This window comes from Pedobacter frigiditerrae, assembly GCF_004331645.1.
GTDB classification, from domain to species: domain Bacteria; phylum Bacteroidota; class Bacteroidia; order Sphingobacteriales; family Sphingobacteriaceae; genus Pedobacter; species Pedobacter frigiditerrae.
In genome coordinates, this window is record NZ_SJSK01000001.1 from 1,101,453 (window position 1) to 1,121,769 (window position 20,317).

Sequence of the window (20,317 nt, forward strand, 5' to 3'; positions counted from 1 at the left end):
GATGAACATTATTATAACCATAGCTGTAACAGCTTTTGTAGTACTTTATGCAGGTTTGTTTAAAGCAAAAAAAGCTTTGTTGCCATTAACTCTAGTAGGTTTATTGGTTGCATTGGGCTTTGTAGCTTGTTCATGGAATGATCCAACTACTTATTACGGTATGATGCGGATGGATAATTTCGCACTGGCGTTTTCAGCTATTTCAATTGTTGGTACATTCTTTATCTTCTTGCTTACGCAAAAGTATTTTGCAGAAGGAAGTGATAACATTGCCGAATACTTTACACTTATTCTTTTTGCCTTATCTGGTATCGTGATTATGGTTTCTTACCAAAATATGTCGATGTTGTTTATTGGCCTAGAGATCATGTCTGTAAGTTTATATATCCTTGCAGGCATTAGAAAGTTAAATTTTGCATCAAACGAGGCATCATTAAAATACTTTTTAATGGGTGCATTTTCTACTGGATTTTTATTGTTTGGTATCACTTTAATTTACGGAGCGACAGGTTCATTTGATATTGCAGTAATTCAGCAATATTTGATTGATAACGTGAAAACCATTTCACCGTTGTTTTATCCAGGTGTAATTTTAGTAATGATTGGTTTATGCTTTAAAGTTGGTGCAGCACCATTCCACTTCTGGACACCAGATGTTTATGAAGGCTCTCCATCTTTGATTACTGCATTCATGTCTACAGTTGTTAAAACTGCAGGTTTTGCGGCATTTTTAAGATTGTTTGCTGGTGCGTTTGAACCACTTCACGATTTCTGGGCTCCTGCATTAATGGTAATTGTTATCATCACACTGTGCATTGGAAACATAACAGCTCTTTATCAAAAGAACTTTAAAAGAATGCTTGCCTATTCAAGTATTTCACACGCTGGATATCTACTGTTTTCTTTAGTGGTGCTATCGGCTAACTCTGCAAGTAATGTATTGGTTTATGCTGCCGCTTATACTTTCGCGAGTATTATCGCTTTTGCAGTATTAATTTTAGTTAAACAAAAAGTGGGAAGCGATACGATTGATAGTTTTAATGGTTTAGGAAAAAGAAATCCTTTTGCTGCATTTGCATTAACTGTAGCCATGCTTTCTTTGGCTGGAATTCCACTAACTGCAGGCTTTATTGGTAAGTACGTTATGTTCTTAAATGTAATGGGCAATTACCAAGTGGCACTGGTTGTAATTGCTATTTTAAATGCATTAGTAGGTTTCTATTACTATTTCAAAATGATTATTGCAGTGTGGTTTAAAGAGGGCAATGAGACGGTTTTAGATACACCATTTCAATATAAAATAGTATTGTTACTTTCTGTAATAGTCACCTTATTATTAGGTGTTTATCCAGATCTTATTTTAAATTTGATATAGAGTAAGATGTAGATTATTATTTGTAGTTTTACAAATAATCAAACCATGCAAGAATTCTGGAATTCATTACAGCATTTTATTGACCCTGAAAAATTACTTAAAGAGGGTGGTTTCTATGTTGTTGTGTTTGTGATTTTTGCAGAAACCGGCTTATTCTTTGGTTTCTTTTTGCCAGGAGATTATTTATTGTTTTTAGCAGGAATGTTTGTCGCAACTGGCAGATTGGATGTAAATATTTACGTACTTGTGTTGGCTTTAATAGTTGCTGCAGTATCTGGTAACTTTACTGGATATTGGTTTGGGAGAAAAACAGGACCAGTATTATATAAGAGAAAAGATACTTTCTTTTTTAAGAAGAGATACTTGAAAGCGGCAGAGCAATATTATAGAAAGCAAGGTGCATTTGCTTTAATTATGGGTAGATTTGTGCCAATAGTGAGAACTTTTGCTCCTATTTTTGCAGGTGTTGTAAGACTGGAGATTAAAAAATTTGCACTTTATAACATTGTTGGTGCAATATTATGGATAGCATCCTTAACTTTGTTAGGTTATTTTTTGGGCAGAAGTTTTGCCGAACAAATAGAAGAATATTTGGTTTATATTATAATTGGTTTCATTGCAATCACTACAATACCACTTGTTATCACCTTTGTGAAAAAACGAGTGAATAAGGCAGATGATGATGATGAAATAGAGATTGAAGAAGAAAAAAATGAGTAAAGACAATCACCACCCGTGGCATAGCGTTTCTCCTGGCGAGAAACTTCCAGAAACTGTAAATGCTATTATCGAAATCCCTAAAGGTTCAAAAGCGAAATACGAGATTGATAAAGATTCTAATCTAATTAAATTGGATAGAGTTTTGTTTTCATCTGTAATGTACCCAGCTAATTACGGGTTTATACCACAAACTTATTGTGATGATAATGACCCGTTAGATATTTTAGTTTTATGTTCAGTAGACGTTTACCCAATGACAATTATTGAGGCAAAAGTTATTGGCGTTATGCATATGGTAGACAATGGAGAGCAAGATGACAAAATTATCGCAGTTGCTAAAAATGACATGTCTGTAAATTATATTAACGATTTACATGAACTGCCTCCACATACAATGAAAGAAATTGTAAAATTCTTTCAAGACTATAAAGCATTAGAAGAAAAGAAAGTAACTATTGAACATTTACTTGGTGTACGTTATGCACACAAAGTGATTCAAGAAAGTATTGAACTTTACGATAAAAAATTTAGAAACAACGCTTAATGATTTACCCCGTCAGTATGTCAACCCTTGCAATTTTTAGTGCATTTCTTCCAGTATCTGTATTAGCTGTTGTAGCAACACCCGATGCAGATGGAGGTTCGATAGGTTGGCGCCTATTATTTGCTTTATTTCTTGTTTTATTAAATGGATTTTTTGTTGCTGCTGAGTTCGCAATTGTAAAAGTAAGGGCTTCTCAGATTGAGATTAAAGCTAAATCTGGTAGTAGGGTTGGTAAAATGGCTAAAAATATTGTTCATAATTTAGATGGATATTTAGCAGCTACCCAATTGGGTATTACGTTAGCATCACTTGGTTTAGGTTGGGTTGGTGAAGATGTAATGCATACTATATTTCAGAATATGTTTAATGGTTTTAACTTAAATGTAAGTGAAGCTTTTATCCATTCTGCATCAACTATTGTTGCTTTTTCTATTATTACCATAATGCATATTGTTTTTGGTGAATTGGCACCAAAATCATTGGCTATACAAAGGCCTGTTGCCACAACACTATTTGTGTCGGTACCATTACAGATTTTTTATGTTGTATTTAGACCTTTCATTTGGGCATTAAATAGCTTAGCTGCTATAATATTAAAACCATTTGGTATTAACACAGCTGGTGGGCACGAATCATTACACAGTAATGAGGAGCTTCAATATTTACTAGATCAGGGTAAAGAGAGTGGTGCGTTAGAAGACAATGAACACGAGTTGATTAAAAACGTTTTCGATTTTAATGAGCGTGTTGTTAAGAACATCATGGTGCCTCGTACCAAGATTTCCGGGATTGAATTAAGTACCTCAAAAGAAGAGGTTGTAGAAAAAATAATTGGCGAGGGTTATTCACGTATGCCGGTTTTTGATGAAGTTATTGACAAGATTATTGGTATTATTCATGCTAAAGATGTATTGCCACTTTTAGCTAAAAATAAAGATTGGACTTTAAGTGATATCATTAGAAAACCTTATTTTGTTCCTGAAACAAAAAAAATTAATGATTTACTAAGCGAGTTGCAGCAAAAACGTATCCAGATTGCTATTGTAATTGATGAGTTTGGCGGAACTGCTGGTATGGTTACTTTAGAAGATATTGTAGAAGAAATTGTTGGAGAGATTCAGGATGAATACGATGAGGAAAAACCAACTGTAGAAAAAATTTCTGATACAGAATTTGTAATCAATGCTTATGCAACGGTATATGATGTAAATGAACATTTACCTCATGACTTACCAGAGGATGAAGATTTTGATACCGTAGGTGGATTAGTTTCCCACGCATTTGGTAAAATTCCGGAAGTGGGTGATAGCGAAGAATGTTATGGATATTTATTTACCATTCTAAAAAAGACAGAACAAAATATAGAAACCATAAAACTTGAGTTGGTAATTGCCAAAAGTGATATGGTTGATACGCATTAAATCCTTAGCTAATGCATGTTTTTTATACACCTGATATTTCTTCAGATACTTATACTTTAAATGAAGAAGAAAGTAAACATTGCAGTAGAGTACTTCGTTTAAATTTAGGCGATGTAATTCGCTTGATTGATGGTAGGGGTGGCTTATATGAAGCGGAAATAAGTGGCATTACAAAAAAAAATGTACAGCTTAAGGTAATCAATAAGCAAGCTGAATTTGGTAAAAGAAATCATCAACTACATATCGCAATAGCCCCCACAAAAAACATTGATAGGTTGGAGTGGTTTTTAGAGAAGGCTACCGAGATTGGAATTGATGAGATTACACCTATTATTTGCGATAGATCCGAACGTAAAATCGTAAAGGAAGAAAGATTAGAAAAGGTAATCACATCAGCAGTTAAACAATCTTTAACCGCATATCATCCAAAACTTAATCCTACTATTTCATTTACCGATTTGATAAAACAAAATGGCGATTCAGTAAAAATGATTGCTCATTGTATGGAAGGAGAAAAGCCTTATATCACTCAAATCACCAAGCCTTCTCAGTCTTATTTAATTTTAATTGGCCCAGAGGGAGACTTTACCCCTGCAGAGCTAGATATCGCTTTGCAAAATGGTTACAAACCTGTAACTTTAGGTAATACCCGATTGAGAACAGAAACAGCTGCATTAGCGGCTTGTTTTGAGGCTAATTATATAAATAGATGAAGTTGATTTACGATTTACGATTTAAGACTTACGGTTTGTCCACCTTCCGCCTTTTGGCTTTAGTCTTTAGTCTTTCCACTTTACCCTTCTTAACTAGTTTTACCGCTCCCACATATAAAATGGGTAAATTAAAATATAGTGGTGGTGGAGATTGGTATGGAAATAGGACTGCTTTGCCCAATCTAATTGACTTCTGCAATAAAAATATATCAACCAACTTTTCTGTTGATGAAAGCATAGTGGAGGTGGGTAGTGCTGAGTTATTTAATTTTCCATTTGTTTACATGACAGGACATGGAAATGTGATATTTAATGAGCAAGAGGCAAAAAATCTAAGAAAGTACTTAATAGGTGGTGGGTTTTTGCATATTGATGATAATTATGGATTGGATAAATTCATCAGGCCTCAAATGAAAAAGGTATTTCCAGAATTGAGCTTTGTTGAGCTACCATCAAACCATAAGATATATAATCAAAAGTTTAAATTTCCTAATGGATTACCAAAAATTCATGAGCATGATGGTAAACGCCCTCAAGGTTTTGCTTTGGTTTGGCAAGGAAGGATAGTTTGTTATTATACATTTGAATGCGATTTGGGGAACGGATGGGAAGATTATGGAACTTACCCTACGGACACACAAGAAAGCCGTAATAAAGCACTTAGAATGGGTGCAAATCTAATTCAATATGCCTTAACTCAATAAAGATGTACCAGATAAAAGTAAACGATAAATATAACTTTGACATCACAACAGATAGTAATGGCATTAAAGCTAATGGTGAGGATGTAATTTTAGATATAGTTAGTCTTAATGAGGATACCTCTAGTGTTTTATACAACAACAAATCATATAACATCGAATTGGTTTCGCTTGATAAGGAAGAGAAAACAGCAACTGTTAAAGTCAATGGTAATATCTACAATTTATCAATAAAGGATCAGTTTGATCAGCTTTTAAAACAGTTGGGGATGGATAACCTTGTTGCTAGTAAAATACTTCAAATTAAGGCTCCAATGCCAGGATTAGTATTAAACGTATTAGTAGAAGAAGGAGCAGAAATTAAAAAGGGCGATAATTTATTAGTACTAGAAGCGATGAAGATGGAGAATATGATTAAATCTCCAACCGACGGTATAATTAAAAAGATAGCGATTACACAGGGTGATAAAGTAGATAAGAATGAATTGCTAATCAGTTTTGCATAAAAAAGAAAAGGCTCGATATTTATCGAGCCTTTTCTTTTAAATTATATTGGGTTAACGTCCGCTCTTAAATTGAGGTTTGCCAGCAGACCTAATTTCGGCTTTACCTAGCATTGTCATCGCACAACGGAAGCCTATATCTGCAGTTGAATCATCTTCTTGGATATGTCTTCTTGTAGCAGGATTTAGCCATTGAGCCTGATCATCCCACGAGCCACCTTTATAAACCCTAGATTTATCATTAACTAAAGTAGTTACGCCATAAAGATTACTTTGTGGGTCACGATAGCCTCTTTGGTCGGCAGTAAAAGGAGCGGAACCTGTAGCTACTGCTGCAGCTTTACCAGCTTGTAATTCTTCCCAAGTTTGTTTTTTAGCAGAGTTGGCAGTAACCATTTGTGGCTTACCGAATTTATCCATCTTTAATTTTGCATTAGCAGGGTCTCTATCTTTATTTTGATATTGATTACCTCTATATGGATTCAAAGCATCTGCTTGTTCATAAGTAGCCGCACGATAAACGTCGCTAACCCACTCATTCACATTCCCAGCCATGTCATATAGTCCAAAATCATTCGCAGGATAATGTTTAACCTCGCTTGTAAATGCAGCCTTATCATTTAAGGATCCACCTACACCCATATAATCTCCTTTAGCTCTTTTAAAGTTGGCCAAAATCATACCTCTAGTAGATTTTTTAGCAGAGGTAATGCCTAAACCGTTCCAAGGATATATTTTTTTCTCGTTTACATTTTCATATTGGGTGTTACCTATCAAGCCTAATGCTGCATATTCCCATTCTGCTTCGGTTGGTAATCTAAATGGCTGTAAAATTACACCATCTTCTAGTCTCACATTTCTTGTTGGCCCAGCTGCTCTTCTGCCTGTGGTCGCTGTTGTGGTAGCTCCTGGTGTTGCAGCTGGATTTAAGTCTTGTTTTGCTTTAGGTCCTTTATCATCAATCTGTCCGTTCAAATAAACCTCAGTATTAAAAGGTGTTGCTGGTTTTGTAATGGGTGTGGCAGGAGCATTTCTACCTCTTGCAGTTCCATTAATTGCAGCGAAAGAATTCATATAACCAGCATCACGTAAAAGCTTTTCATTTACCATGTCTGTTCTCCATTCGCAATATCTTTCTGCTTGCAATGCGCTTACACCAACAACTGGGTAATTTTGGTAAGCTGGATGTCTTAAATAGTTATTTACATAAGGCTCATTAAATGATAATGGTCTACGCCAAACCAAAGTGTCAGGTAGTTCTTCATAATAATATTGTGCATCAGTTGGGTAACTGCGTTTTATCCAATTTAAGTATTCTAACCAGTTGGTGTTAGAAACCTCTGTTTCATCCATATAGAAAGAACTTACGGTAACCTCTCTTTTATAGTTTAAGTTACTCATGTCTTGTCCAGGTATATCAACGGCACTACCTCCCATGATAAACTGACCACCTTCAATCTCTACTAATCCGGTTCCTGCAGGGCCACGTCTATATTTAGCAACTTCAAAACCACCATTAGATTTGTCGTTGTAAGCATATCCTGTTTTGTTAGATATATTATCTTTAGGAGGCTTACAAGAGGTAAGAACAGAGATGGCTAGTAAAAATGCAAAAGAGTATAAGTATGTTTTTTTCATAAATTGTGCTTTTGTAACACCTAATTGATAAAATTACATAAAAAAAGAGCTATCCGCCAAAAAAAAACTTTTTTATTTGACCATTAGTTAAATTACACTAATTTTTGCTCAGCTTAGATTTTTTAGTTTTTAAATTATTTATTTATAATAACTTGAAACGTAAATACTTAATGTTTATTATCTGCCAGATATCTTAACCCTAAAGCCAATACTACCCATTTAAAATATAGAATTTTAAAACTTTGAAATAAGTAAACACTATGTTAACTTGCATTCCGTTATATGTCTATAATTAACTAATGAATCTGAAGTATTTTAGCACTGCTGTTTTTAGCATGTTTTCTTTGGCAATGTACTGTGGTATTAAACTACAAGCACAAGTTGTGCAGCCAGGTACTCAGACTAATGGTAGCCAATCAAATAACGTTACTACTGCTGTTCCCTTTTTATTGATCATTCCCGATGCTCGGACGGCAAGCATGGGCGATGCGGGTGTTGCCGTGCAGCCAGATGCAAACAGTGCAAGCATAAACCCTGCTAAATTAGCCTTTTTAGACAAGCCTTATGGTTTTTCTGCTTCTTATAGTCCTTGGTTAAAAAGTTTAGTGCCTGATATTAATTTGGCCTATATTAGTGGCTTTTATAAAATAAACGATCAAAGTACTCTAGGGGGCTCATTGAGATATTTTTCATTAGGACAAATACAACTGGTAGATGCTGGACAAAATGATCTGGGGATTTACAGCCCAAACGAATTTTCTTTTGATGCTACTTACGCAAAAAGGTTTGGTGATGAATTTGCATTAGGTACTACTGCTAGATTTATTTATTCAAATTTAACATCTGGTCAGTTTTCTGCAGGACAAGAAACCAAGGCAGGTAAAGCATTGGCAGTAGATGTTTCGGCATATTATAAAACGCAAACCGTTTTGTTTGGTAAAGATGCAATTGTATCAGCAGGTGCTAATTTCTCAAATATAGGAACCAAAATAAGTTATGTTGATGGTGGACAGAAATTTTTCTTGCCAACAAATATGAAATTAGGTGCGGCATCAACATTAATAGTTGATGATTACAGTCAATTTACCTTTGCTTTAGACTTTAATAAATTATTGGTGCCTACACAACCAATTAGAGATACGAACGGAAAAATCATTTCAGGTAAAGACCCTGACCGCTCTGTTCCAGCTGGGATTTTCGGTTCTTTTAGTGATGCACCAGGCGGATTTAGTGAAGAATTAAAAGAAGTAAGTATTGGCTTTGGAACAGAATATTGGTATAACCAGCAATTTGCACTAAGGGCAGGATATTTTTACGAAGCTCCAGAAAAGGGAGATAGGAGATATTTTACCGTTGGAGCTGGTTTAAAGTATAATATTTTTAATATAGATTTTGCTTATTTATTGGCAAATCCACAAAAAAGTCCGCTTGCTAATACGCTTAGATTTAGCTTGTTATTTAATTTCGGCGATACAAAATAATGAAGATTAAAGTAGGGTTTGGTTTCGATGTTCACCAGTTAAAAGACAATCATCCATTTTTTGTAGGTGGCGTAAATCTAGAACACCACAGGGGTGCTTTCGGTCATTCTGACGCAGATGTTCTATTGCACGCCATTTGCGATGCATTATTAGGTGCTGCAAATTTGCGAGACATTGGCTTCCATTTTAAAAATACTGATCCACAATGGAAGGGAATTAGCAGTATTGTATTGTTAAAAGAGACTGTAAAGTTAATTAGAGAAAAGGGCTGGGAAATTGGAAATGTCGACGCTATGCTGTGCTTAGAGGCTCCGAAGATTAATCCTCATATTCCTAAAATGCAAGAAAATATCGCCACTGCTATTGACATATCTATTGAAGATATTTCTATTAAGGCAACAACAAACGAGCAAATGGGTTTTATTGGTAGGGAAGAAGGTGTGGTAGCTTATGCAGTTTGCTTGATTGAGAAGCAATAAAAAACCGGCACCATTTTTCAATGAAATGCCGGACCTTAAAACCATCAACTAAAGTGGACGGCAATGAAATATTATTCTAAGTAGCCAAATTTCCCTTCGTTGTAATCGACTAATGCCTGCTGTATTTCTTCAGGTTTATTCATTAAGAAAGGCCCATAAGAAACTATTGGTTCATCAATTGGATCACCACTTAAAATTAGAATCACACTATTTTCTAACGCTTCTAATTCAATACTTTCTCCTTCGTTTCTAAAATGAATAAACTGGTCTGTTTTAGCGATTTCAGCTCCATTTACTTTAGCACTGCCTTCAATGATTACAAAACCTGTATTAAAATTAGCAGGGAAATTAAAATCAGCTTTTGAACCTTTATTAAGTCTGGCGTTATACATTTCGATAGGCGTAAAAGTAGAAACACTACCTTTTGTACCATTGTAATTTCCAGCAATAACTTCAATTGTACCACTATTTTCAGGAAGAACAAATTGTGGAATATCAATCTGTGCAATGCCTTGATATTTAGGTTTACTCATTTTATCCTTTGCAGGAAGATTCACCCAAAGTTGTACCATTTGGAATAGTCCACCCTCTTTACTGAAGTTCTCTTCGTGATATTCTTTATGTAAAATACCACTTGCAGCAGTCATCCATTGCACATCTCCTGGGTAAATAATGCCACTGTTGCCTGTACTATCATGATGAGCCACAGCTCCATGATAGGCTATGGTTACAGTTTCAAACCCACGATGAGGATGAACACTAACACCGCGAGGTTCATTACGAGCAGAAAATTCAATCTTTGCATTGTAATCAAGCATATAAAATGGACTCATGTTCAATTTATATCCGCTAGGGAAAAAATTGTGTACCCTAAAGCCATCGCCAACCATATGTGGTGCTGGCGGATTTAGTATTGCCGAAACTTGTTTTACATTTTTCATTGGATTGCGTGTTGAGTACTGCGTATTGCGAACTGTGCCAAAGGCATCCCCTTGGAAAAAACTGACTAAGCTTGTTTTACAAACTGCAATTCGCCTAATATTTTAACTTCTTCACTTACCATTACACCGCCAGTTTCTAATGCTGCATTCCAAGTTAAACCAAAATCAGAACGATTTAATTTTCCACTTAAAGTAAAACCAGCTTTGGTTTGCCCCCAAGGATCGGTTGCAATACCACCAAATTCTGCAATTAATTTTATTGGTTTAGTTGTTCCTTTAATGGTTAAATTTCCTGTTACTTTATAATCATCTCCATCTTTTTCAACAGAAGTTGATTTGAATTCCATACTTGCAAATTGTTCTGCATCAAAAAAGTCAGCACTTTTTAAGTGATTGTCACGATCAGTATTTCCAGTATCTAAAGAACTGATTTCTCCTTTGAAAGAAATGTCTGCATTTGTAAACTCATCACCTTCAGAAGTCAAGTCTGCTGAAAAAGATTTCAAGCTACCAGTAACTGTAGTGATCATTAAATGTTTTACTTTAAATTGTAATTCGCTGTGGGTTGGGTCTAATGCCCATTTAGTAGTTGCCATGTTATTTTGCTTTATGTTATGTTTAAATTAATAACACAAAGTTAAGGCAGGTTGTTCAGCTACACATTGATGTATGATAAGTAATTATCGAATTGGTGAATTAGCTAATTAATTCTACCTAAAATGTTTCTTAGCTAAGTCTTTACGAACCCGACTTAAAGATTCTGGTGTAATGCCTAAATAAGAAGCTATCATCCATTGCGGTACACGTAAAGTAAGATTTGGATAAAGTTTAATGAAGTCTAAATACCTTTCTTCCGCAGTTGAGCTTAATAACATATTTAATCTTTTTTGCATAAATCGTATAGAATTATGCAACATTAAAATGTTAAGCTCTAATATTTCTGGAACTATGTTTTTGATGGCTGGAAAGAAATCCTTTTTTACGATAACAACCTCTGTGTCTTCAATTGCATCAATATAAAATACAGATGGTTCATTAAAAACAGAAGTATCTCTGTCAGATAACATCCAGTCTTCTGGCGCAAATTGAATAATGTGCTCTTTGCCTTTTTCATCAATAGAAAAATACCTTAACAGTCCACTATTCACAAAGTATGCTTCAGATTTTAAATCGCCAGCGCTTAAAAGAATTTGACCTTTTTTAATAGTTTTTGTTTTTAAGCAGCTTACGGCCTCTGTTGCCTGTTCATCGGTAAGGGCTAATCTTTTTTTCAGGTAAACTGCAAATTTGTCGAGCATCGGCAATTATTTTTTAGGCTGAGGAATGTTATCAAAATTTGCTGCACATTTACCACAGCCAGAAGCGCAACCCTCACTTTTTGGAGAAACAGAACGATAAATCATTCGGCCTACATAAAATAATGCCGCGATGAAAATGATAATCATCAAAATGAACTGGATATCCATGACACAAAATTACGATTTATTAAATATTGGGGTTCAGATTAGTGTCAAAATATTACTTCTCCATTAGCCCAACGCTACCACCAACCCAATCAAAATCTGCATTGTAACGAACACCAATCATTTTGCCTCTACTTAATCTCCCAAGGTTAATGCAAAGCTGAGGTTCTTCGCCTTCTGGCCATAAATACATCATTCTAATCTCTGCTTTTACGCCTGCATCAGGCGCTTTAATTACAGGTTCATAAGTAACCTTGCGCTGTAAAATCCAGTTTTCCGGATCTTTAATTGCTATTATATCTGCTTCAGTTACATCTATAATTACGCCCATTCCAGCAAAGCTGAAGAGTGGTTTTAAAACATAATTTTCTAAATCTGTTGGGATATTCTCTATCGTATTTAAGAAACGAGTTTCTGGTACAAATTCACTTTTTAAAAAAGGCATCGTGTATTTACTGATGCGATAAAACCAGTTTGGATGTGTAATCCATTCAATATCCAACTCTTCTCTTGGGTCGAAACTATTCTTGAATATATCGGTGTTTTCTCCAATTTCATCAAAAATCAATCGATTATAAATCCGCTTTAGCTTAATTTTTTGACCATTCTCTTCATAAAATAACTGATTGCCTTCTTTTGAAATTTCTTCAAGTGCCAGAATTTTAATGCCTAAGTGTTTGGCCGTTACAAAAAAGTCGATAGCCGTTTTCTGGTTTGGTGCATCAATATCCATTAAGGCCACTTCCTGAGGCCGATGTTCTCCAATAATTACTCTCTTAAATAATTCGAAGTAAGAAGTTTCATCCAGTCCATTAAAATACGGGCTTAACTTTTCATCTAAATCAAATTCTTTCTTATAAGTTTTAGCCAAATGAGTTTGAAATCCATATAATGATGGAAAGCCTTGCATCTCGATTAGCATAGGCGTTAACTCTCCACTTTCATCTTTACATAAACCGTAATCGAATGTTAAAAAATGAGGATGGGCAATTTCGTTTGGCACATTCCATTCTTTTGGAATAGCTTTTTGAGTTAACTCCTTGAAATTATCTTGTTTTATTAATGAAATGATTTCTTCTCCTGCAGCAATTAATTTCTTTTTTAAAGCATCAGGAATAAAAATCGGTGTTTCGGCAACCCTAAATGGGATTTCAGGAAAACCCTCTCCCAATTTCTTTAAGAAGTGATTGTATCTCTCTTCTGTGAAATTCTCATTAAAAGCTTTACGGTATTTTTGAATCATGGTAGATGAGTTAAAAATAATATTTACCACATAGAAACATAGCTTTAGTTCTAACTATGTGTCTATGTGGTAAAGCCCCTTTAGGGGTTTGGGGTTTTATGCTTCTTGCAAAGTTTCAATAGCTTGATTTAAGAAATTGGGTAAAATCACATTTTGTGTTAACGTAATTCTATCTGGGTCGTCCAAGCTGTTTAACATGTCAAAATATTTATCCTCTCCGTGATTTTCAATTATGGCTAATTTCTTTTCGTCTTGCAACAGATACATTTTCATCCCCACTGGGTCAGCTTCTGGATGAAATTGAGTGCCGATAATTTGCTCCGAAAAACGAATTGCCATGATACAGCGTTCTAAATCAATATGTGGACGCTCTTTCTCTATAGCTAAAATCTTTGCCCCTTTTAAAATAAAATCAGTTTCGTTTGGTTGTATCACTTGCCAATCTCTACTATCAACAGAGTAAAATGGATTATGTAAACCATCAAAAACAGTTTCTTCTTGTCCATTGGCTGTTAGATTGATTGGGAAAATTCCAAAAGCATTCGATTTCCTTTTAGTCACAGTTCCCAAACCATATTTCCTGCAAGCCAATTGGAAAGAATGACAAATTAAGAAGGCATATTTTTTATGCTCATTCTCAATATTAAATGATTCAATCTCATCTAATAAATTGAAAAAATCGCTTTCCCACTTTTCTTGTTCACCATCAAACGGACTTCCAGGGCCACCACTAGAAATATAAATATCGTAGCTTAAATCTGGAACTTCGCCTTTTTGGCGTATATCAAAAATATCGAATGTTAAATTTAATTGGTTTTTATCACGGTAGTTTTGTAGGATTTCTTGTATCCCTCTCATACCCTGATTGGGATTGCCATTGTTCATGTCTATAACGGCTACCTTGATGTTATTTTTCTCGTTCATTTATCCTGCACCTATTAACGTTTGGGTTGTAATGTAGTCTACAACCGATTCAAAGTTACCAGTTTTCTGATAAACTGCCAATTGCCTGTCTGCTCCAGTGCCGTTTTCTAATATTTTGTGAACATAGTTGATGTCGTTTCTGCTTCCTAAATCATCAACTACATCGTCAACAAAGTCAAGCAGTTCTAAAATTAAATTGCGACAGTTTACTTCCATTTCTTTTCCGAAATCAATTAAATTCCCATCAATTCCGTAACGGGCTGCTCTCCATTTATTTTCATTAATCAATGCTCTAGAATAGCTAATAAACTCCATATTCTGCAAACGTAACTTATACAATTTTGCACATAATGCCTGAAATAATGCTGTAAAAGCCATTGTTTCATCTATTAACATTGGGCAATCGCAAATACGGAATTCTACTGTATCAAAAAACGGATGTACACGAATATCCCACCATATTTTCTTGGCGTTATCCATACAATTTGTTTTGATGAGCAGTTTTACATAATTGTCATAATCTTCAATACTATTGAAAATATCAGGAATACCTGTCCGTGGGAACTTATCAAAAACCTTAGTTCTAAACGATTTGTAACCTGTATTTCTACTTTCCCAAAATGGAGAGTTGGTAGACAGTGCAAAAACGTGAGGCAAAAAATATCTTACTTGATTAGCAATATGGATAGCCAGTTCGCGAGATTGAAAACCAACGTGAACATGTAAGCCAAAAATTAAGTTTGAACGAGCCGCTTCCTGTAATTCGTTTACAATTTCGCTATAACGTGGATGTTCGGTAATCAACTGTTTCTCCCAATGCGAAAATGGGTGCGTACCAGCAGCGCCGATGCGTAAGCCTTGTTCACCAGCCAATTGAGAAACTGTATATCGCAATTGCGAAATTTCTTTTCTAGCTTGTTCTGTATTATGGCAAATGCCAGTTCCAACTTCAACTACAGCTTGATGCATTTCTGCCTTTACTTGGTCTTTATGTATTTTTTGTGCAGATTCTACAATTTTTTGATCATGTGAGGTCAGTTCTCTGGTAACGGGATCAACTACCATGTACTCTTCCTCTACGCCCAGCGTAAATTCGTTCATCATCTTATTCCCTTTTATTTAATCCCAATTATTTTTTAGGTGTTATTTTTTTTGCTTTTGAAGTTGCTTTAGCTTTCGGCTTAACTTCATCTTTTGGTTTAACCGCTTTAATAGTCGGACTAACCTTTACACCTTTAGGTAATGCTTTATCTGTTAACGGTAACCCAGCGGCGCCTGTTTTTACATATTTACCCCAGGTTAAATTATCCTGACCAGGGTTTTGCGCTTTGGCTCTTTCAATTGCATAGTTCGCAGTTGTTTCTACTACCCAGTCAAAGTTCTCTTGTCCAACACTTTTAATGTCAGCATCTGGAGCTGGATTACAGAAGTCGATAGCAATAGGCACTCCGTCACGTACTGCGAATTCAACTGTGTTAAAGTCATAGCCTAAATAAGCGCATAGTTTAAGTGTATATTCTTCAATCGTTTTTAACAACTCTGGGCTTGATGGTTCTCCGTCTACCACATAACGTAAATGTTGTGGATTGCGAGGTTCGTATTGCATGATGCGAACATATTTGCCACCAATGCAATAACATCTAAAATATTCTTCGAAAATAATTTCTTCTTGTAAAAGCATTACCAACTGCTCGGTTCCATTATGTTTGCTGAAAAAATCTTCTTTATCGTGTAATTTATATACATCTCTCCATCCGCCCCCGTCAAAAGGTTTCATATAAGCAGGGAAACCAGTGTATTCAAAAATTGCATCCCAATCTAAAGGCATGGTTAAATTGGTAAATGATTCTCCGGTTGTACCAGTGGGATGTTGTCTAGAAGGAATTAAAGCCGTTTTTGGAACTGGAACTCCAATTTGTTCAGCTAAAGCGTTGTTAAAGAATTTCTCATCAGCGCTCCACCAAAATGGATTATTAATAACCGCTGTTCCGGTAATTGCTGCATTTTTTAATGATGCACGATAAAAAGGTACATCTTGAGAAATCCGGTCGATGATAACTGCATAATCCAAAGGCGTATTTTGAAACATTTTATCGATTTTTACCGCCTCTGCAGTAATTCCTTTTAGCGCTTTTTGGTTAATTCTCTCTATTACAGCTTCTGGAAACGAGCGTTCTTGGCCGAATAAAATTCCTATTTTCTTCATAAGTATAATGTGGTTGGTTAAATGTTTAATATTGGTTTTTCGTTGTTCTTCTGTCGTTTTTCATTGATTGTTTATCGAACAACGCTAAACGAACAACGTTTAAAGTTGTGCTAAATATTCTGGAAACATCTGTCGCCAAGTTGGCCAGTCATGGTCGGCATTTTGCCTAACATCTAACCAGTGGTTTATAGCTTTTCTGTTTAAAATTTCCGATAATCTCTCGTTGTCTCCCTTGCACATGTCTCTGTCTGATGTACCTAAAACAATTTTCATGTTCCAAAGTTCTTGGTTCATATCATTTGGCACAAAATCTACAGGGTTGTTAAAGTAGGTTTCATCGTTATAAAAACCATCAAGCTGACCAGAAATGTCAAATGCGCCACTCATGCTAAACATATGGCTCACTGTCCAAGGGTGGCGAAAGGCAAAATTTGCAGCATGATAGCCGCCAAAACTACAACCTGCCGTAATAACTTTGTGGCAACCAGTCTCGTGTTTAGCCAATGGAACGAGCTCTTCCAGCAAAAACTTATCATACCAAATGTGGTTTTTAACACGTTCTGCCGGATGAACACCTTTGTTATACCAACTTAGTTTGTCAATCCCATCTGGACAATAAATTTTAACTTTACCATCATTGATAAAACCAGCAACGGCATCGATTAATTTAAAGTCTTTGTTTTCATAATAACTTCCCATACTGGTTGGGAAAAGTAGGATGGGATATCCGCCATGCCCAAAAATCAGGGTTTTGATGTCCATATTTAGGTTTGGACTATACCATTCTTTTAGTTCTTCTTTCACAGGCTTGCAATTAGATGCTTTAAGGTATAAAAATCTATGGCAATACACAAAGAATAATTTTATTAAATACTATAAATCTGTACATTATGTAAAAAGTGAATAGTCGTATTCTATTTTTTAACAAGATTAGTACCTTTGCCGCAGATTTGTGAGAAAGCTATGTACACCACACTAATATTACCTTCAGTTATCAAAACTACCCTTCAATTAAAATCGGTCTACTTAAAAAGAGAAGTAGAATTAGAAATTTTCAGCCCTGATAATTTACTAGGAAACGAACGTGTTAACCTTTTGTTGGTAAACGATGGGCAAGATTTGGCGCAAATGAAAATGGAGGAAACTTTAGCCTCTCTTTACCAAAGATGGTGTATTGAACCAACTGTGGTTATAGGTATTAAGGCTAGTGACGAAAGAATTTTAGAATATGGTATTGCCGGAAAACCAGATTTCAAAAAGAGAGGTGCTAGAGCACAATCTTATACAGATTTCATCATTAAAGAATTGATGCCTTTTGTGCAGAGCGAAGTTGATGTAACCATTAATGGTAAACGTGCTTTTGCAGGATTTTCTTTAGGTGGAATTACCGCTTTTGATATAGCCTGGAATAACGATAATTATTTTGATGTTGTTGGTGTTTTCTCGGGTTCTTTTTGGTGGAGGAAAAAAGATTTAAATGCGGGTTATACAGATGATGACCGCATTGTTCATGAAATGATTCGCGATACCAAAACAAATCCTGCTGTTAAATTTTGGTTAATGACAGGTACAAATGATGAATTAGCCGACCGTAACCATAATTTCATTATCGATTCTATTGACGACACCATTGATGTGGTTAAAGAATTAATGAAAAAAGGATATCAAAGACCTCAGGATATTTTTTATTATGAAATGGTAGGAGGCAAACACGATGTGCCAACTTGGGGTAAAGCAATGCCGAAATTCTTAGAGTGGGCTTTTCCTAAAACAAGAATTTAATCTAGCCTTTAGGTTTCTAAACTTTTCTTAAAGTATTTTAGAACTTCCTCGTTCTTGAAATGTTTCTATAAGTAACATTCTAGTATGAGAGAAAAAATCAACCAAATTATTTTTGGACATGATACCAAAGCAAGCAAGCTATTTGATATCATTCTACTATGGGTAATTCTAATTAGTGTTATCGTCGTTATTCTAGAAAGCATTCCTTCTCTAAACGATAGATTTGCCAATCTATTTTTCTATGCAGAATGGATTATCACTATCCTATTTACTATTGAATATATGTTGAGGATTTGGAGTAGTAAAACGCCTTTTAGGTATATTTTTAGTTTTTGGGGTTTAGTAGATTTACTTTCCATTTTGCCAACCTATTTGGAACTAATCAATTTTGGGTTCCATTATTTGTTGGCCATTAGAATATTTAGGTTGTTAAGGGTATTTAGGATATTAAAACTAGTTCGATTTAACAGAGAAGCTCAAAAACTGCTTTTGGCCATGAAAGGAAGTGGTTATAAAATTGCCGTTTTTCTAATGGTGGTAATTTCTATCATGGTAATTCTCGGTACTTTAATGTACGTTATTGAAGGCGGAAAAAATGGTTTTACAAGTATACCACAAAGCATTTATTGGGCAATTGTTACTGTTACTACTGTTGGCTTTGGAGATATTGTTCCACAAACGGTTCTTGGTAAATTTCTCTCATCCATTGCCATGATCATGGGTTATGCCATTATTGCTGTGCCTACTGGGATTATTTCTGTTGAATTGGCTAGAAATAAGTCAGAAGATAAAGTCTGTGAAGTTTGTGGCCATGATAATCCAGACGATGCGCGCTATTGCAATCAATGCGGACTTAAATTTTAACCTGCCGTTCTTGTCTTCTGCCTTGTTTTTTTTAAAAAAACTACGATTTGACCGTCGCTTCACCGTCAATCCTATGTCGGTTCACCGTCGAAAGCGCCTTTTCGACGGTGAACCGACGATATACCGAGCCTATACCGACGGTGAAATAAGCTTAAAGCACTTCTTTATCCTGTTATAGGTCTTCATCAATTCTATTGATGCACAGATTGATATTAATGATTTTCTTTAACCTTTATTAAGCTGTAATTTCACCTTATGATAAAAGGACTATTTGAAACACACCTCTTTGTAGAAGATTTAGAAACGTCAATAGATTTTTATGAAAATATTTTAGGACTAACTAAATGTGGATATAACGATGAACGAAGGGTTGCCTTTTTCTGGATTGGAGAACCTCAATCTGCCATGCTTGGTTTGTGGGAGAAACCTAAAGAACAAATTGATATTAGACATTTTGCATTTAGCTGTGATGTAGATGATGTGCTAAACCAGTCTATTGCTTTTTTAAAAGCCAGAAATTTGCAACCCTACAATTTTTTAAAAGACGGTAATGAAAAACCAATGGTTTTTGCTTGGATGCCAGCAATTGCTATATATTTTAAAGACCCAGATGGACATGATTTAGAATTTATCGCGATATTAGAGGGAGAAAGCCGACCAGAGTTAGGAGTTGTTTCTTATGAGGATTGGCTTGAATTAACTGCTCAATAAATGCAAGAAATAGACATTGTTGCTTGCGCATTCTCTCAATTTGCCAAAATGGATGTTCAAGAATTTGATCATTCTAAGCCACATTGGAAACTAAAACAATATAAAAAAGGCGAATTTTATAATCAACATAGAACCGTTTGTAAGTTTTTAGGGTTTATTATTGAAGGTGTATTTCGCTCTTATGTGGTAGACGAAAAAAGCGGTGAAGAAAAAAATGTCTTTCTGTATTCGGGCAATCAATTTGTGGTTACTTTTAAGAGTTTCATTAATCAAATGCCTTGCGATTACCATACGCAAGCGATGACTAATGCGACGGTTGTTTATATTCATATAGATGATTTATTGAAACTTTATCAGCAGTCCCATCAATGGGAAACTTTTGGCAGGTTGTTGGCTCAAGAAGCTTTTAATATTGCAATGGACAGGACAGAAAGCTTCTTTTTCAAAACACCAGAACAACGTTATCTGGATTTGATTAAATATCATCCACAGATTTTTAATAACATACCGCTCTATCACATTTCTTCTTATTTAGGCATTCAAGGGCCATCTTTAAGCAGGATAAGAAAAAGATTAACAGGTAAATGACGATTTTAACTTAGGTTAAA

At 35.2% G+C, this 20,317-nt stretch carries 23 protein-coding genes; 13 read left to right on the plus strand and 10 right to left on the minus strand.

What is annotated here, in order from left to right:
* The first annotated feature begins 1 nt into the window (after window position 1).
* From EZ428_RS04705 to EZ428_RS04735, 7 genes are all read left to right on the plus strand, one after another.
* Entirely contained in the window at window positions 2-1,375 is a 1,374-nt protein-coding gene (locus EZ428_RS04705) for an NADH-quinone oxidoreductase subunit N (RefSeq protein WP_131551945.1), read from the plus strand.
* A gap of 45 nt (window positions 1,376-1,420) precedes the next feature.
* Entirely contained in the window at window positions 1,421-2,095 is a 675-nt protein-coding gene (locus EZ428_RS04710) for a DedA family protein (RefSeq protein WP_131551946.1), read from the plus strand.
* Complete coding sequence (locus EZ428_RS04715; protein ID WP_131551947.1) at window positions 2,088-2,639, plus strand: inorganic diphosphatase; 552 nt, start codon at window positions 2,088-2,090, stop codon at window positions 2,637-2,639. The genes EZ428_RS04710 and EZ428_RS04715 overlap by 8 nt, the downstream gene beginning before the upstream one ends.
* 17 nt (window positions 2,640-2,656) lie before the next feature.
* Entirely contained in the window at window positions 2,657-4,060 is a 1,404-nt protein-coding gene (locus EZ428_RS04720; RefSeq protein WP_131551948.1) for a hemolysin family protein, read from the plus strand.
* Window positions 4,061-4,071: 11 nt separating this feature from the next.
* Window positions 4,072-4,773, plus strand: a complete 702-nt coding sequence (locus EZ428_RS04725; RefSeq protein WP_131551949.1) for a 16S rRNA (uracil(1498)-N(3))-methyltransferase — start codon at window positions 4,072-4,074, stop codon at window positions 4,771-4,773.
* 119 nt (window positions 4,774-4,892) lie between these two features.
* The gene (locus tag EZ428_RS04730; RefSeq protein ID WP_225870994.1) at window positions 4,893-5,477 is read left to right on the plus strand and encodes a DUF4159 domain-containing protein; all 585 of its coding nucleotides are present in this window, start codon (window positions 4,893-4,895) and stop codon (window positions 5,475-5,477) included.
* Between the two features lie 2 nt (window positions 5,478-5,479).
* Entirely contained in the window at window positions 5,480-5,980 is a 501-nt protein-coding gene (locus tag EZ428_RS04735; RefSeq protein WP_131551951.1) for a biotin/lipoyl-containing protein, read from the plus strand.
* A 51-nt stretch (window positions 5,981-6,031) separates the two neighbouring features.
* Here the strand turns inward: EZ428_RS04735 and EZ428_RS04740 are convergent, their stop codons facing one another.
* Complete coding sequence (locus tag EZ428_RS04740) at window positions 6,032-7,615, minus strand: SUMF1/EgtB/PvdO family nonheme iron enzyme (protein WP_131551952.1); 1,584 nt, start codon at window positions 7,613-7,615, stop codon at window positions 6,032-6,034.
* A gap of 299 nt (window positions 7,616-7,914) precedes the next feature.
* Between EZ428_RS04740 and porV the strand changes: the two genes are divergently transcribed.
* Window positions 7,915-9,096 carry a type IX secretion system outer membrane channel protein PorV gene (gene porV, locus EZ428_RS04745; protein ID WP_131551953.1) on the plus strand — a complete coding sequence of 394 codons (1,182 nt, stop codon included), beginning with the start codon at window positions 7,915-7,917 and terminating at the stop codon, window positions 9,094-9,096.
* The gene (ispF, locus tag EZ428_RS04750; protein ID WP_131551954.1) at window positions 9,096-9,575 is read left to right on the plus strand and encodes a 2-C-methyl-D-erythritol 2,4-cyclodiphosphate synthase; all 480 of its coding nucleotides are present in this window, start codon (window positions 9,096-9,098) and stop codon (window positions 9,573-9,575) included. The genes porV and ispF overlap by 1 nt, the downstream gene beginning before the upstream one ends.
* A 71-nt stretch (window positions 9,576-9,646) precedes the next feature.
* Here the strand turns inward: ispF and EZ428_RS04755 are convergent, their stop codons facing one another.
* The 9 genes from EZ428_RS04755 to EZ428_RS04795 form a co-directional block, all read right to left on the minus strand.
* Window positions 9,647-10,516, minus strand: a complete 870-nt coding sequence (locus tag EZ428_RS04755) for a pirin family protein (RefSeq protein ID WP_131551955.1) — start codon at window positions 10,514-10,516, stop codon at window positions 9,647-9,649.
* A 65-nt stretch (window positions 10,517-10,581) separates the two neighbouring features.
* Window positions 10,582-11,112, minus strand: coding sequence for a YceI family protein (locus tag EZ428_RS04760; protein WP_131551956.1), 531 nt, complete (start codon window positions 11,110-11,112; stop codon window positions 10,582-10,584).
* A 114-nt stretch (window positions 11,113-11,226) separates the two neighbouring features.
* Window positions 11,227-11,814, minus strand: a complete 588-nt coding sequence (locus EZ428_RS04765) for a Crp/Fnr family transcriptional regulator (RefSeq protein WP_131551957.1) — start codon at window positions 11,812-11,814, stop codon at window positions 11,227-11,229.
* A 6-nt stretch (window positions 11,815-11,820) separates the two neighbouring features.
* Complete coding sequence (locus EZ428_RS04770; RefSeq protein WP_131551958.1) at window positions 11,821-11,982, minus strand: FeoB-associated Cys-rich membrane protein; 162 nt, start codon at window positions 11,980-11,982, stop codon at window positions 11,821-11,823.
* 52 nt (window positions 11,983-12,034) lie between these two features.
* Window positions 12,035-13,222, minus strand: coding sequence for a hypothetical protein (locus EZ428_RS04775; protein WP_131551959.1), 1,188 nt, complete (start codon window positions 13,220-13,222; stop codon window positions 12,035-12,037).
* A gap of 96 nt (window positions 13,223-13,318) precedes the next feature.
* On the minus strand, window positions 13,319-14,146 hold the full coding sequence (locus EZ428_RS04780) for a type 1 glutamine amidotransferase (RefSeq protein ID WP_131551960.1): 828 nt from the start codon (window positions 14,144-14,146) through the stop codon (window positions 13,319-13,321).
* Window positions 14,147-15,250 carry a carboxylate-amine ligase gene (locus tag EZ428_RS04785; protein WP_131551961.1) on the minus strand — a complete coding sequence of 368 codons (1,104 nt, stop codon included), beginning with the start codon at window positions 15,248-15,250 and terminating at the stop codon, window positions 14,147-14,149. It lies immediately after the preceding gene.
* A 25-nt stretch (window positions 15,251-15,275) separates the two neighbouring features.
* Window positions 15,276-16,352 (minus strand): ATP-grasp domain-containing protein, encoded by a 1,077-nt coding sequence (locus EZ428_RS04790; protein ID WP_131551962.1) that lies wholly within the window; start codon window positions 16,350-16,352, stop codon window positions 15,276-15,278.
* A gap of 99 nt (window positions 16,353-16,451) precedes the next feature.
* Window positions 16,452-17,156 (minus strand): esterase family protein, encoded by a 705-nt coding sequence (locus EZ428_RS04795; RefSeq protein WP_165501704.1) that lies wholly within the window; start codon window positions 17,154-17,156, stop codon window positions 16,452-16,454.
* Between the two features lie 159 nt (window positions 17,157-17,315).
* On the opposite strand from EZ428_RS04795, the gene EZ428_RS04800 reads away from it, so the two are divergent.
* From EZ428_RS04800 to EZ428_RS04815, 4 genes are all read left to right on the plus strand, one after another.
* On the plus strand, window positions 17,316-18,134 hold the full coding sequence (locus EZ428_RS04800) for an alpha/beta hydrolase (RefSeq protein WP_131551963.1): 819 nt from the start codon (window positions 17,316-17,318) through the stop codon (window positions 18,132-18,134).
* Between the two features lie 84 nt (window positions 18,135-18,218).
* Entirely contained in the window at window positions 18,219-18,998 is a 780-nt protein-coding gene (locus EZ428_RS04805; protein WP_131551964.1) for an ion transporter, read from the plus strand.
* Between the two features lie 255 nt (window positions 18,999-19,253).
* Window positions 19,254-19,709 carry a VOC family protein gene (locus tag EZ428_RS04810; RefSeq protein WP_131551965.1) on the plus strand — a complete coding sequence of 152 codons (456 nt, stop codon included), beginning with the start codon at window positions 19,254-19,256 and terminating at the stop codon, window positions 19,707-19,709.
* Window positions 19,710-20,297, plus strand: coding sequence for a Crp/Fnr family transcriptional regulator (locus EZ428_RS04815; RefSeq protein WP_131551966.1), 588 nt, complete (start codon window positions 19,710-19,712; stop codon window positions 20,295-20,297).
* Window positions 20,298-20,317 lie beyond the last annotated feature (20 nt).